The organism is Hungatella sp. L36 (assembly GCF_014288035.1).
Genome location: NZ_JACOPC010000003.1, coordinates 451,768 through 464,788 on the forward strand (window position 1 = coordinate 451,768; position 13,021 = coordinate 464,788).

Consider the following 13,021-nt stretch of genomic DNA (forward strand, 5'->3'; position numbering starts at 1 on the left):
AAAGAGGTCTCCTACAGCAAAACGTCAGGAGACCTCTGATTTCTGTTATTTTTTCCCGCTCCAGCAATAGGTGCAGAGCTTGCAGGGAGAAATGCCGATGGATGCCTGTAAATCATCCAGCCTGTGGTAACGGAGTGTGGTGAAATTCAGTTTCTTTCTGATTTCTTCCACCATCTCCTGGTAGTTCCTGCTGTCGGGATCCGCGTAATCGGCCAGCACTTCGTCGGAGACGTTGTCCCCCTCACGGTCGCGGATGATCCTGCGGGTAATCAGATCCAGCTCCGAGTTGGAACGGGAGAAGTTTAGGTAAGGACAGCCAAACATGAGAGGCGGACAGGCCGGACGGATATGGACCTCTTTCGCACCGCTCTGATATAAGAACTCCGTAGTCTCACCCAGCTGTGTGCCGCGGACGATGGAATCGTCGATCAGCAGCATACTCTTGCCGCGGATCAGGGCATCTACAGGGATCAGCTTCATCTTTGCAATCAGATTTCGTTCTCCCTGATTCTGAGGCATGAAGGAACGGGGCCATGTGGGTGTATATTTGATAAAGGGTCTTGCAAATGGGATGCCGGATTCGTTGGCATATCCGATGGCGTGAGCGATTCCGGAATCCGGAACACCGGCTACCATGTCAGATTTTACATCATCCCGGCGGGCCAGAAGCTTTCCGCACTCATAGCGCATATTTTCCACGTTGATGCCTTCGTAGGAGGAAGTGGGATAGCCGTAGTAAACCCATAAGAAGGAACAGATCTTCATCTCTTCCCTGGCTGGAACCAGGCTTTCCATGCCTTCCGGCGTCAAAAAGACGATCTCTCCCGGGCCCAGCTCATAGTAGTCAGAGTAGCCCAGATTGATGTAGGCAAAGCTTTCGAAAGAGGCGCAGAATGCGTCTTCCTTTTTACCGATAACGATGGGGGTACGTCCCATACGGTCTCTTGCCGCGTAGATTCCCTCCGGGGTCAGGATCAGTATGGTCATGGAGCCGTCGATCCGCTCCTGGGCGTACTGAAGGCCCTCTGTGATGCTGGCTTTCTGATTGATCAGGGCCGCCACCAGTTCTGTCGAATTGATCCTGCCGCCGCTCATCTCCATAAAATGAATATGGCCGTTCTCATAGGCCGACCGGATTAAATCGTCCTGATTATTGATTTTACCTACTGTGGTGATGGCGAAACTGCCGAGATGGGACTGAATTAAGAGCGGCTGCGGCTCATTGTCGGATATGCATCCGATACCGGAAGTGCCTTCCAGCTCGTCCAAGTCCCCGTCAAATTTTGTACGGAAAGGAGTGTTTTCGATATTATGAATGGCACGGGAGAAGCCCCGTGGCCCGTATACGGCCATACCGCCGCGCTTGGTTCCCAGGTGGGAGTGGTAATCCACTCCGAAAAATACGTCGAGTGTACAACTCTTTTTAGATACGACACCAAATATTCCGCCCATAAAATTCCCTCTTCTATGTGATTAAGTCGTGTGATCGTGTGAAAATCAATCCGGACGGTCTGACAAATCAGCCGTCCGAGACAATTCTAACACATATGAGGAGATGGAAACAATGGATTTACCCATTAAATATTCTTATGAGGTTTTAGAAGTATTGGAGGGGACGCCCCAGGACCTGCGGAGAGTCTGAGGGCGGCAAGGGCGGGAGCGCTGTTGGTTTCTTGTTTCCTCGGTGGCAGGAACTAAAGCGGAAAGACGGGAAAAAGGGGCGGATCGTGCAAATTACGGAAGAAATCCTGAAGGATTTTTCCTCCATGTGCACTTGAAAGCAGGCTTTGAGGCCTGCTTTCACCACCCCTTTTTCCCGCCTTTCCGCTTAAGTTCCTGCGTACCTCGGAAAAGGAAACCAACAGCGCTCCCGCCCTTGCCGCCCTCAGACTCTCCGCAGGCCCTGGGGCTGTGTACTGGCTCCGGGAAGGGAAGAGCGCCAGATGTAATCTGGTAAAAAAACAGACCGTCTCTTTGGCCTTCTTTAGTTGGGCAAAGGGACGGTCTGGGTAAAGACACTATAAATTAAACTTCATTGATTTTTCGCTTTACATAAGTCGTGTGAAGCAGGTGGTGCGCTTTTTCGCTGCCTGGTTTGCCGAGGTAGGTCTCGTAGAGTTCTTTGATTGCAGGATTCTCGTGGGACTTACGGATGGTTTTGGCTGCGTCTTCGTCGTACAATACTTTGGCGCGCAGGGCTCTGATGTCTACGGTGTTGCGGACGGAGCCTGGCTGCTGGGGCTGGCCGCCGCCGTTTACACAGCCGCCAGGACATCCCATGATCTCGATGAAGTGGTAGTCTGCCTCACCGGATTTTACTCTGTTTAAGAGCTCTCTGGCATTGCCGAGGCCGGAGGCGACAGCAACCTTGACATCCATGCCGGCTACGTTGTAGGTAGCTTCCTTGATGCCTTCGGTGCCGCGTACGTCGGTAAAGTCAAGCTTCTGTAATTCCTCGCCGGTCAGGGTCTCGACAGCCGTTCTCAAGGCTGCTTCCATAACTCCTCCGGTTGCGCCGAAGATGACAGCCGCGCCGGTACCAAGGCCTAACGGAGCGTCGAATTCTTCATCCGGAAGCTCGTTGAAGCGGATACCGAATTTCTTGATCATTCTGGCGAGCTCTCTCGTCGTCATGGAGTAGTCTACATCCGGGCAGCCGTTGGCATCCTGGTTGTCTCTGCCGATCTCGAACTTCTTCGCGGTACATGGCATAACGCTGACAGATACGATATCTTCCGGCTTTAAGCCCATCTTTTCCGCATAGTAGGATTTGGCGATAGCGCCGAACATCTGCTGCGGGGACTTACAGGAGGATAAGTTCTCCGTCATATCCGGGAAATAGTGCTCGCAGTATTTGATCCATCCTGGTGAACAGGAGGTGATCATCGGCAGCGTGCCGCCGTTCTGAACTCTCTCAATAAATTCATGCGCTTCTTCCATAATCGTTAAGTCGGCGCTGAAGTTGGTGTCGAATACTTTGTCGAAGCCGATTCTTCTTAACGCAGCAGCCATCTTGCCTTCTACGTTCGTTCCGATCGGATAGCCGAATTCCTCGCCCAGTCCCGCACGAACTGCCGGAGCTGTCTGTACGATGACGTGTTTGGCAGGATCTGCGATAGCGGCGGCTACGTCGTCGATGCAGGTCTTCTCATAAAGCGCGCCTGTCGGGCAGACTGCGATACACTGGCCGCAGGATACGCAGCTGGTCTCGCCCAGGCCCATATCGAATGCGGAACCGATGATGGTGGCGAAACCACGCTCATTGGCGCCGATGACGCCGATTCCCTGTACCTTTTCACAGGTAGCGGAACAGCGGCGGCAGAGGATACATTTGCTGTTGTCACGGACCATGTGGGCCGCACTCTCATCGATACAGGACGGAGTCTTCTCTCCATCGTAGTAATCGCTGTCTTCCACGCCCAGCTCCTTACATAAGGTCTGCAGCTCGCAGTTTCCGCTGCGGACACAGGATAAACAGGAACGGTTGTGGTTGGATAAAATCAGCTGGAGCGTCTTTTTTCTGTATTCTACGAGGTCAGGCGTGTTGGTCCATACCTCAAGGCCCGGATTGATCGGGTAAACACAGGCCGCAGCCAGCTTGCCGCCGTTGATCTTAACTGTACACATACGGCAGGCGGCAATTTCATTAAGATCTTTTAAATAACATAAAGTTGGTATCTCAACATGGGCGAGTCTTGCTGCTTCCAGAATGGTGGAGCCTTCTGGAGCACTGACTTCCATGCCGTTGATTTTAATTGTAATATTCTCCATGATACGTTCTCCCTCCATTATTTCTTGTAGATAGCGCCAAACTTACACTTCTCCATACAAGCGCCGCACTTGATACACTTATCGCCATCGATAACATGCGGATTCTTGACGGTACCGGTAATTGCGTTGGCAGGACAGTTCCTTGCACAGAGCGTACAGCCCTTACACTTCTCAGGATCGATATGATAGGAGAGAAGAGCCTTACAAACGCCTGCAGGACAGGTCTTATCTACAATATGGGCTACGTATTCATCACGGAAGTACTTTAATGTGGAAAGTACCGGGTTCGGTGCTGTCTGCCCAAGTGCGCAGGCCGAGTTGGCCTTTATGTAGTAACATAATTCTTCCAGCTTGTCGAGGTCAGCCATGGTAGCCTGGCCTTTGGTGATCTTCTCTAAGATCTCCAGCATACGCTTCGTACCGATCCGGCACGGGGTACACTTTCCGCAGGATTCCTCAACCGTGAACTCTAAGAAGAACTTGGCGATATCGACCATACAGTCGTCTTCGTCCATAACGATCAGACCGCCGGAACCCATCATGGAGCCAATGGCAACCAGGTTGTCGTAGTCGATCGGAATATCAAAATGCTCTGCCGGGATACATCCGCCGGACGGTCCGCCGGTCTGAGCCGCTTTAAACTTCTTGCCGTTGGGGATACCGCCGCCGATCTCTTCGATGATCTCGCGCAGTGTGGTTCCCATCGGAACTTCTACAAGGCCGGTATTATGGATCTTGCCGCCGAGAGCGAATACTTTCGTTCCCTTGGACTTCTCGGTACCCATGGAGGAGAACCACTCCGGTCCGTTTAAGATGATCTGAGGAATGTTCGCCCAGGTCTCTACGTTATTTAAAATGGTTGGTTTGCCAAATAAACCTTTCTGTGCCGGGAACGGAGGACGCGGGCGCGGTTCGCCTCGGTTGCCTTCGATGGATACCATAAGGGCAGTCTCCTCACCACAGACGAATGCGCCTGCGCCGAGTCTTAAATCGATATTAAAGGAGAAGCCTGAGCCGAAGATATCGTCGCCCAGGAGTTCCATCTCTCTGGCCTGGTCAATGGCGATCTTCAGACGCTGTACGGCGATCGGGTACTCTGCACGAACGTAGATATAACCCTGGGAAGCGCCGATGGCGTAGCCTGCGATGGTCATGGCCTCCAGCACTGCGTGAGGATCACCTTCCAGAACGGAACGGTCCATGAACGCGCCAGGGTCGCCCTCGTCGGCGTTACAACAGACATACTTCTGGTCTGCGGCGTTGCCCTTAGCCAGCTTCCACTTGAGTCCGGTCGGGAAACCGGCGCCGCCGCGGCCTCTCAAACCGCTGTCCAGCAGAACCTGGATTACGTCGTCCGGAGTCATCTCGGTTAAAACCTTGCCGAGGGCCTGATATCCGCCGGTACCGATGTACTCTTCGATGACTTCCGGGTTGATGACGCCACAGTTGCGCAGTGCGATTCTGTGCTGCTTCTTATAGAAATCGGTATCTCCTAAGGACTTGACGCCGGATGGCGTAACCGTCTCATCATAGAGGAGTCTCTGTACAGGACGTCCTTTTAATAAGTGTTCTTCTACAATCTCAGGAATGTCCTCTTCCTTGACCATGGCGTAGAAGGTTGCATCCGGGTAAACGATCATAATCGGGCCAAGGGCACAGAGTCCATGGCAGCCTGTCTGAACGACGGAAACTTCCTCATCCAGTCCCTGCTTCTTTAATTCTTCTCTTAATGCTACCATAATCTGCTGGCTTCCGGAGGAAGTACATCCCGTTCCGCCGCAAACTAATACATGTGAACGATACATCTTGTTTCCTCCTTATTTAATGTCAGCTGAACCCAGCGTGTAATTTTCCAGAATATGACCGCCGATCAGATGCTCTTTGTATACTTCTTCCGCTTTCTCGGCGTTCATCTTGATATAAGTTACTTTTTCTTTACCAGGCTCGAGAATCTCGACGATGGGCTCATACTGGCATAAGCCGATGCAGCCTGTCTGTGTAACGGAAAAACGGTCTGTCATGTTATTTTCCTGAACGAGTGTGGAAAGTTTATTAAGAACAGGTCTTGCGCCGCTGGCGATTCCGCAGGTTGCCATACCAACCAGTACACGGGTGCGTGCGTGGTCTTCTTCGCGCATGCTGACCTGACTCTGCATTTTCTCTCGGATTGCTTTTAATTCTTCAAGAGTCTTCATGTTATTCCTCCAATTCCGGCCGGTCTAAATGACCGCGCCACCATCTGTTTCAAGTTTGTTTTCTGCCAGATATTCCTTGATATAGGCGGATACCTCTGGAGTGTCAAAGGGGATATCCCCTAAAATTTCCCGAAACTCTCTGGTATCCAGTACAAATGACGCATCGTTATAGCGGTATGTATAGAGAAAATCCGTATCCGGATGGCATGTAATGAGCGTCTCTATCGTTCCGTTCATATCTCCAAGCGGCATCCGGTCAATATGGGAAAGACCGAAAACTGCGGTGACCGTGGTTCCCACACCGGGAGTTGAGTCGATGGTAAAGCTTCCGCCGGTGCTCTCTGCAGCATACTTAAAAAAGGGAATGCCGAGGCCTACCTTTCTCGTCTTTCTGGTCGTAAAAAATGGATCCGTCACATGAGCTGCCTGCTCCTCTGTCATGCCGCATCCATCATCCGCTATGGTGATAGTCAGCAGGTCAGAAGCAGTGTCGACGGCTGCGGTGATAGCGACAAGCGCTGCGCCCGCTCTCGTGGAATTTTCCGCTACATCCAATACATTTAAAGAAATTTCTGTCATCATGGGATTTTAACTATTCATATTTGGCAAGAATGCCAGGGACGTCATCGGGTGTCAGTCTGCCGTAAACTTCGCCGTTGATCATCATGACCGGAGCGAGTCCGCATGCGCCTACGCATCGGCAGGAATCAAGGGAAAATTTACCATCGGGAGTGCATTCTCCGTTGGTAATGCCAAGAAGCTCAACCAGCTTATTGTAAATCTCGCCGGAGCCCTTGACGTAACAGGCTGTACCAAGACAGACAGAAACCTGATATTTACCCTTTGGCTGGAGGGCAAACTGGGCATAGAAGGTAGCAACGCCGTATATTTTCTCAAGCGGTATGCCCGTTTCATCAGATATCATGGTCTGTACTTCAATTGGAAGATAACCATAAATGTCCTGTGCCTTCTGCATGATCGGCATCAGGGCGCCTTTCGTGCCTTTAAGCTCGGAAATCACTTCTTTTAAAGCGGCTTCCTGCTCCTTTGTCCCGCTAAACAGGACACCTTGTTTTTTGCAAGCCATTTTATAACCTCCTTAAATTGTTGCTTATGCAATGTATCTAACATTCTACCATGATATTGAGAAAAAATCCATAGGTTCGGAGAGATTCGACAAAAAAATAACGATATATATAGGTAAAAATATACTGATTTCGCAATTAAATACATAGAAAAGTAGTAGGATATAGCAAAAGGCTGTAATCCGGCTCCTTTCGGCATCGGCAGGCAGGCCGCACACGGACCAGTTTTTTGTACAATTTTAACAGATAGAGGGCTGAAATATTCTATAAATAAAAGAAATTATATAAAAGGCTTTCCTTTCCTTCGAAAAATTACTATAATCTACTTATGAATTGAAAAAGAATATCATAGCTGAAGTGATAAAACCATCAAAAAGGAGAGTGTATGTATGACTGCTAGAGATGTAAAGGATATTCTGGGCGCCAGGGTGCTGGTCGGTGAGGATCATTTGGAGGTGGAAGTGCGGAGTGCCTGCGGTTCCGACATGATGAGTGATGTGCTGGCATTTTCCAAGGATCATTCTGTGCTGCTTACAGGGCTCTGCAATCCGCAGGTGATCCGTACCGCGGAGATGCTGGATATTGTCTGCCTTGTTTTTGTCAGAGGGAAAAAGCCCGATGATGCCATGCTGGAAATGGCGAGGGAGCGAAACTTAATTGTGATGGCCACCGGCCACCGGATGTTCTCGGCCTGTGGAATGCTTTATTCAGCGGGGCTTCATGGAGGTGCGATCTGATGGATGATGTTATCACTCTGAACTATCACATATCGCCGGATGACTTCACCAGGGCGGGTGAGGCGAGCAGCGATGTGAAGGGAAAGCTAAAGCAGATGGGCGTGAGCCCTGACGCAGTGAGAAAGGTTGCTATTGCCATGTATGAAGGGGAGATCAACATGGTGATTCATGCAAAGGGCGGGGAGATTACGGTCAACATAACGCCGGAAGAGATCGAGATGATCCTGGCGGACGTGGGTCCCGGAATCCCTGATGTAGCGCTGGCCATGCAGGCCGGATATTCCACGGCTCCGGACGAAGTGCGCTCTTTGGGCTTTGGAGCAGGCATGGGCCTCCCCAATATGAAGAAGTATTCGGATGTGCTGGAGGTTGACACAACGCTGGGAGTGGGTACAACCGTCCGGATGGTGGTGAAGATAGTATAATCTGGGGGTGAGAAGGTGGATAAATTTTATCATTCAGTCAGGCTGGATGCGGATCTGTGCATGGGATGCATTAACTGCATCAAACGGTGTCCGACCCAGGCGATCAGGGTGAGAAACGGGAAGGCGCAGATCAACAGCAAATTCTGCATTGACTGCGGCGAGTGCATCAGGGTATGCCCCCATCATGCGAAGCATGCGACGTATGACAAGCTGGATGTGCTGAAACAGTACGAATACACGGTGGCGCTGCCGGCGCCGTCCTTATACAGCCAGTTTAACAATTTAGACGATGTGAATATCGTGTTAAATGCCCTGCTGATGATGGGCTTTCACGATGTATTTGAGGTGAGCGCGGCTGCCGAGCTGGTCTCGGAGGCCACCAGAGAATACTTAAGTGAGAATCCCGACCGGCTTCCGGCCATCAGCACGGCATGTCCTTCGGTGGTGCGGCTGATCCGGGTCCGGTTCCCGAACCTGATTCCGAATCTCCTCCCGCTTAATCCCCCTGTGGAGGTGGCGGCAATCCTGGCGGCAGAGAAGGCCATGAAGGAGACCGGACTTCCAAGAGAGAAGATCGGTATCATTTTCATATCCCCGTGTCCTTCCAAGGTGACGTATGTGAAGTCTCCTCTGGGGACGGACCACAGCGAGGTGGACCGGGTGCTGGCCATCAAGGAGGTCTATCCGCAGCTGCTGTCCTGCATGAAGGCGGTGGGAGACGACCCGCCGGAGATCGGGACGTCCGGAAAGATCGGCATCAGCTGGGGACGGAGCGGCGGGGAGGCCAGCGGCCTCTTCACGGAAGAGTATCTGGCTGCCGACGGGATCGAGAATGTCATCCGGGTGCTGGAGGACATGGAGGATCAGAAGTTTACGAATTTGAAATTTGTGGAGTTAAACGCCTGCAACGGCGGGTGTGTCGGAGGCGTGCTGACTGTGGAGAACCCATATGTGGCAGAAGTCAAGCTGAAAAGACTCCGGAAATACATGCCGGTGGCGAGAAGCCATATCGAGGGCAACGCCGAGGAACTGGTTAAATGGACGAAGGATGTCCAGTACGAGCCGGTATTTAACCTGGGAAACACCATGATGGAGAGCTTTGCGAGGCTCAATCAGGTGGAGCGGCTGTGCAAGAAGCTCCCGGGCCTGGACTGCGGCTCCTGCGGGGCGCCTACGTGTAAGTCGCTGGCTGAGGATATCGTGCGCGGGGAGGCAGTGGAGTCCGACTGCGTATATTATCTGCGGGAGAATTTACATAAGCTGTCCGAGGAGGTATCTATCCTGGCAGATGACATTGCCGCGGGCAATGCGGAGGGCTATGAGATGCTGAAGGTGATGACGGAGTACATCCAGAGGATTTCGGACGAGATGTCGCTGCTTGACAGCCGGGACGAGAAGGACAAAGACCAGGAATAGGGAAGGAGCAGAAAATAGTATGACGGTTCAGGAGTTGATAGACAGTGGTATCTTCGGTGTCGTGAATGCCGGAGAGGGGCTGGAACGGGAAATCACAAAACCGTTCTGCTGTGACTTACTCAGTATTGCCATGGGGCGCGCGCCTTTTGGATGCGCCTGGGTGACGGTGATGGGCAATATGAATACGCTGGCGGTTGCGTCTCTGGCGGACGCGGCCTGTGTGATCATGGCGGAAGGGGCCGTGCTCGACGATGCGGCCATAAAGAAAGCGGTCGATCAGGAGATTACGCTACTGAAGACGGAAGAACCTATATTTGAGGCGGCACTCGCCGTCTGGAATAAGCTTCAGGCTGGGGCGCATGAAGAGCCTTAGCTACGATCTGCATATCCATTCCTGTTTATCACCGTGCGGGGATGACGATATGACCCCGGGCAATATTGTCGGGATGGCGGCTATAAAGGGGCTGGATGTGATCGCGGTAACGGACCATAATTCCTGTAAAAACTGTCCGGCTGTCCTGCATTTTGCCGAGGAATACGGCGTTCTGGCCATTCCCGGGATGGAGATCAATACCTCGGAGGAGGTTCACGCCGTCTGCCTCTTTCCTAGCCTGGAGGCGGCCATGGCCTTCGATTCCTACGTTTATGACAGGCTTATTCCATTTCCCAACAATGAGGAAATATTTGGTAAGCAGCAGCTATATAATAAGGAAGACGAAGTGTGCGGAACCGTGGCCAATCTCCTTATTAACAGCGTGGATATCTCCTTTGACGGGCTGTGGGAGCTGGTGCGCTCCTACGATGGCGTGATGTTCCCGGCCCATATCGATAAGGCGGCCAACAGCCTGATCGCCAACCTGGGCTTCGTACCTCCGGACAGCCAGTTTAGGACTGCGGAGGTGAAGGATTTGAAGAAGCTGCATGAGCTGAAACGGACCAATCCGTACCTGAATGGATGTCGGATCATCAGCAATTCCGACGCCCATTACCTGGAGGATATCCACGAGCCGGAGCTTACGATCGAGGCCGGGGAAAAGAGCATGCAGGGCATTGTGGACTGCCTGCTCCGGCCGTTGGGAGTATGAGCAGCGGACTATAGAAACGACAGGAAAGAAGCGATCCGCGCAGCAATTGCACAGACCGCCTCTTTCCTCTTTTTTTGTTGAGACATTCCTTCTGCCGCTTACGCTTCCGGGATCTCGAAGCTCTCGGAATGAAAATTGGTGTAGAAACGTCCGCTTAAGGCGGTAAAACGGAGGACGCAGTAATCCGGGTCTGTGACTCCGCCAGGGTAATACATGGTGTCGCCCTCCTGCCAGATCATCTCCCTGCTCTCGCTGTCCTCCAAAACCTCCATGGTTCCGGTCAGCATGGCGCCGCGGAAAAAGCGGCTGTCGCAGACGTAGACACACGCCTTCGGGTTTTCACGGAACTGCCCGACCCTCATGGAAGAGGTGTTTGTGGTGAAATAGATGGTTCTGATTCCATCTCGTTTCCGTGGCCGCAGCATGGCCTTGACATTGGGAAATCCATCTGCGGAGACGGAACCGATAAATGAGACACTCTGTTTGTCAAGCATATTTCCTACGGTATTCTGGGCGTCTTTCATATGTAAATCCTCCTTTTTTCTCATTATAGAACGGTGAGACGGGCGTGAACAGTACCCACTTTTTTGTAACTACAGCAGCCCTTTTTCTCTCAGAAAATCTTCCCGCCCATCTTCTGTCATCATGTCGATCCCAACGCTCTGCATGATGGTAACCGCCTCAAAGATCTTCCTGCCCCGGTCGGTTAAGTAGTATTCCACCTTCAGCGGATAGCCGTCGTAGGTGGTCTTGCCAACGAAGCCGTACTGGGCCAGCTCGCTTAACTGCTGGAGCAGCATCTTCTGGGAAATGCCGGCGATTTCTTTTTTGAGAGAGGAGAGGGAGCTGCCGCCCTTGTTCAGCTGCCACAGGATGATGGGCTTCCATTTGCCCCTGATTGCATCGTGAGTGAGCTCCAGCGGGCAGGTATATTCGTTTCGCTGTTTCATGTCTGATACCTCCTGAACACGTACGTCCTATGCGGGGCGGATCGATTTTTTGTACTCGGTGGGCGATACGCCGATTTTTTTCTTGAAGATTCTTGTAAAATAATTCACGTCTTCGATTCCTACATAGTAGGCAATATCCTGAATCTGAATATCGGTGGTGTTCAGCAGCTTCAGAGCGGTGTCGATCCGGCGGCCGTTGACGTAGTCGGTCAGGGTCATATCCATCTCCCGGCGGAACAGAGAGGAGAGGTAACTGGCGTTGACGCTGAACATCTGTGATAAGGATTTTAAACTCAGGTCTGAGCTTAAGTTTAAGTTAATGTGGTTTAAGAGGTCTCGGATCAGCGGCGGATAGTTCTTGAGGGACTGATTCTTGACGAGAAGGCAGTATTTCCGCACCATCTCAATCCGCAGGTTCTCCAGCTGTCTGCGGGAGGTCGAGGCCTCAATCTGGACAGCATAATGATGGGAGATCTCATCTAAGTATACCGGATGGACCACCGCCTTCTCCGCGGCCTTGCGCAGCAGCGTATTTAAAACAATAATCAGGTTCTTGCTGTCGCGGATGGGGTCCTTGTATCTGGGGGCGATGCGGAAATCTAAAAACGTCTCGAAGCGGCGGACTGCCAGCACCTGATCTCCCCGCATGACGGCATCCAGAAATTCGTTTTCGGCGGCGTAGCGTTTTTCCGTCACGTGGATGGAAAATGCGTGTTCCGGATCGGGAACATAGTTCCAGCCGCTGTACTGCTCGTTCCAGTCCTCTGTCATGTAGCGGATGGTGAGATCGTGATGGTCCTCGTACAGGAAGACGGCAATATGGTTTAACGCCGCGGTGATTCGCGCGGGATCAACGATGGATAAGTTCTGATAGTACTGCTTTAACACGGGAAGCGTCTCTAAGGTCAGCCGGTTCCGATTGATGACTCGGTTATACAGGAACTCGTTGGCTTCCTCCGTCATATAGGGACCTACCAGAAGGCAGCCGGAATGATTCTTTTCCGGAAGCGGCATGAGAATATAGTGACTGAAAAAATGGTCCGTGATGCTGTAGATATATTTCTCCTCGGCTTTTTCCATTATTTCACTGAACAGTTCCCTGGCGTCATGTCCGGTGAAAATGGATTTCCGCAGGGAGTAATCAATATCCGTCAGTTCTTCCGAACCGGGAGAGAGAACGGAGGTCTGCACGCCGAGCGTGGTGGATAGAAGGGAGATCATCAGATCGATGACCGCTGTCTGAGGTTCATGGCTCATATAAGGGGGTCTCCTTTGTAACGAAATCTTTATACTACTTTTTTTTTTATATTATACCATACAAAACAAATATTGTGCTGATAACTACAAAAATTATCCT

General features: G+C 51.6%; 14 protein-coding genes. 5 read left to right on the plus strand and 9 right to left on the minus strand.

What is annotated here, in order from left to right:
- Window positions 1–45: 45 nt before the first annotated feature.
- The 6 genes from H8S80_RS10935 to H8S80_RS10960 form a co-directional block, all read right to left on the minus strand.
- Window positions 46–1,452, minus strand: a complete 1,407-nt coding sequence (locus H8S80_RS10935) for an amidophosphoribosyltransferase (protein WP_002604569.1) — start codon at window positions 1,450–1,452, stop codon at window positions 46–48.
- A 573-nt stretch (window positions 1,453–2,025) separates the two neighbouring features.
- Window positions 2,026–3,771, minus strand: a complete 1,746-nt coding sequence (locus H8S80_RS10940; protein ID WP_002604568.1) for an NADH-dependent [FeFe] hydrogenase, group A6 — start codon at window positions 3,769–3,771, stop codon at window positions 2,026–2,028.
- A gap of 17 nt (window positions 3,772–3,788) precedes the next feature.
- The gene (nuoF, locus tag H8S80_RS10945; RefSeq protein WP_110324685.1) at window positions 3,789–5,576 is read right to left on the minus strand and encodes an NADH-quinone oxidoreductase subunit NuoF; all 1,788 of its coding nucleotides are present in this window, start codon (window positions 5,574–5,576) and stop codon (window positions 3,789–3,791) included.
- Between the two features lie 12 nt (window positions 5,577–5,588).
- A complete protein-coding gene (locus H8S80_RS10950) occupies window positions 5,589–5,966 on the minus strand; it encodes a (2Fe-2S) ferredoxin domain-containing protein (RefSeq protein WP_002604566.1) in 378 nt (125 codons plus the stop codon).
- A gap of 24 nt (window positions 5,967–5,990) precedes the next feature.
- Window positions 5,991–6,548, minus strand: a complete 558-nt coding sequence (locus tag H8S80_RS10955) for a sensor histidine kinase (RefSeq protein WP_002604565.1) — start codon at window positions 6,546–6,548, stop codon at window positions 5,991–5,993.
- A 10-nt stretch (window positions 6,549–6,558) separates the two neighbouring features.
- Window positions 6,559–7,053 carry an NADH-quinone oxidoreductase subunit NuoE family protein gene (locus tag H8S80_RS10960; RefSeq protein WP_002604564.1) on the minus strand — a complete coding sequence of 165 codons (495 nt, stop codon included), beginning with the start codon at window positions 7,051–7,053 and terminating at the stop codon, window positions 6,559–6,561.
- A gap of 387 nt (window positions 7,054–7,440) precedes the next feature.
- Here H8S80_RS10960 and H8S80_RS10965 point away from each other — a divergent pair, with 387 nt between their 5' ends.
- The 5 genes from H8S80_RS10965 to H8S80_RS10985 are packed head-to-tail and all read left to right on the plus strand — an operon-like array spanning window position 7,441 to window position 10,714.
- Window positions 7,441–7,788 (plus strand): DRTGG domain-containing protein, encoded by a 348-nt coding sequence (locus tag H8S80_RS10965; RefSeq protein WP_002604563.1) that lies wholly within the window; start codon window positions 7,441–7,443, stop codon window positions 7,786–7,788.
- Window positions 7,788–8,213 carry an ATP-binding protein gene (locus tag H8S80_RS10970; protein ID WP_002604562.1) on the plus strand — a complete coding sequence of 142 codons (426 nt, stop codon included), beginning with the start codon at window positions 7,788–7,790 and terminating at the stop codon, window positions 8,211–8,213. Before H8S80_RS10965 ends, H8S80_RS10970 begins: the two co-directional genes overlap by 1 nt.
- A gap of 15 nt (window positions 8,214–8,228) precedes the next feature.
- Window positions 8,229–9,629, plus strand: coding sequence for a [Fe-Fe] hydrogenase large subunit C-terminal domain-containing protein (locus H8S80_RS10975; RefSeq protein ID WP_002604561.1), 1,401 nt, complete (start codon window positions 8,229–8,231; stop codon window positions 9,627–9,629).
- 19 nt (window positions 9,630–9,648) lie between these two features.
- Window positions 9,649–10,002, plus strand: a complete 354-nt coding sequence (locus H8S80_RS10980) for a hypothetical protein (RefSeq protein ID WP_117633624.1) — start codon at window positions 9,649–9,651, stop codon at window positions 10,000–10,002.
- Complete coding sequence (locus tag H8S80_RS10985; RefSeq protein ID WP_025531292.1) at window positions 9,989–10,714, plus strand: PHP domain-containing protein; 726 nt, start codon at window positions 9,989–9,991, stop codon at window positions 10,712–10,714. Before H8S80_RS10980 ends, H8S80_RS10985 begins: the two co-directional genes overlap by 14 nt.
- Before the next feature lie 98 nt (window positions 10,715–10,812).
- Here H8S80_RS10985 and H8S80_RS10990 read toward each other — a convergent pair whose 3' ends face one another.
- From H8S80_RS10990 to H8S80_RS11000, 3 genes are all read right to left on the minus strand, one after another.
- Window positions 10,813–11,238 carry a pyridoxamine 5'-phosphate oxidase family protein gene (locus H8S80_RS10990; RefSeq protein WP_025531291.1) on the minus strand — a complete coding sequence of 142 codons (426 nt, stop codon included), beginning with the start codon at window positions 11,236–11,238 and terminating at the stop codon, window positions 10,813–10,815.
- A 69-nt stretch (window positions 11,239–11,307) separates the two neighbouring features.
- Window positions 11,308–11,664: a winged helix-turn-helix transcriptional regulator gene (locus tag H8S80_RS10995; RefSeq protein WP_025531290.1), complete on the minus strand. Its 357-nt coding sequence runs from the start codon at window positions 11,662–11,664 to the stop codon at window positions 11,308–11,310.
- 27 nt (window positions 11,665–11,691) lie between these two features.
- A complete protein-coding gene (locus H8S80_RS11000; RefSeq protein WP_002604556.1) occupies window positions 11,692–12,921 on the minus strand; it encodes an AraC family transcriptional regulator in 1,230 nt (409 codons plus the stop codon).
- Window positions 12,922–13,021: the final 100 nt, after the last annotated feature.

Bases quoted from the DNA above. Each gene is read 5' to 3' on its own strand.
- H8S80_RS10985 (WP_025531292.1), top strand. From the start codon at position 9,989: ATGAAGAGCCTTAGCTACGATCTGCATATCCATTCCTGTTTATCACCG.
- H8S80_RS10950 (WP_002604566.1), bottom strand. From the start codon at position 5,966: ATGAAGACTCTTGAAGAATTAAAAGCAATCCGAGAGAAAATGCAGAGT.
- H8S80_RS10980 (WP_117633624.1), top strand. From the start codon at position 9,649: ATGACGGTTCAGGAGTTGATAGACAGTGGTATCTTCGGTGTCGTGAAT.
- H8S80_RS10990 (WP_025531291.1), bottom strand. From the start codon at position 11,238: ATGAAAGACGCCCAGAATACCGTAGGAAATATGCTTGACAAACAGAGT.
- H8S80_RS10935 (WP_002604569.1), bottom strand. From the start codon at position 1,452: ATGGGCGGAATATTTGGTGTCGTATCTAAAAAGAGTTGTACACTCGAC.
- H8S80_RS10940 (WP_002604568.1), bottom strand. From the start codon at position 3,771: ATGGAGAATATTACAATTAAAATCAACGGCATGGAAGTCAGTGCTCCA.
- H8S80_RS10960 (WP_002604564.1), bottom strand. From the start codon at position 7,053: ATGGCTTGCAAAAAACAAGGTGTCCTGTTTAGCGGGACAAAGGAGCAG.
- H8S80_RS10970 (WP_002604562.1), top strand. From the start codon at position 7,788: ATGGATGATGTTATCACTCTGAACTATCACATATCGCCGGATGACTTC.
- H8S80_RS10995 (WP_025531290.1), bottom strand. From the start codon at position 11,664: ATGAAACAGCGAAACGAATATACCTGCCCGCTGGAGCTCACTCACGAT.
- H8S80_RS10955 (WP_002604565.1), bottom strand. From the start codon at position 6,548: ATGATGACAGAAATTTCTTTAAATGTATTGGATGTAGCGGAAAATTCC.
- nuoF (WP_110324685.1), bottom strand. From the start codon at position 5,576: ATGTATCGTTCACATGTATTAGTTTGCGGCGGAACGGGATGTACTTCC.
- H8S80_RS10965 (WP_002604563.1), top strand. From the start codon at position 7,441: ATGACTGCTAGAGATGTAAAGGATATTCTGGGCGCCAGGGTGCTGGTC.
- H8S80_RS11000 (WP_002604556.1), bottom strand. From the start codon at position 12,921: ATGAGCCATGAACCTCAGACAGCGGTCATCGATCTGATGATCTCCCTT.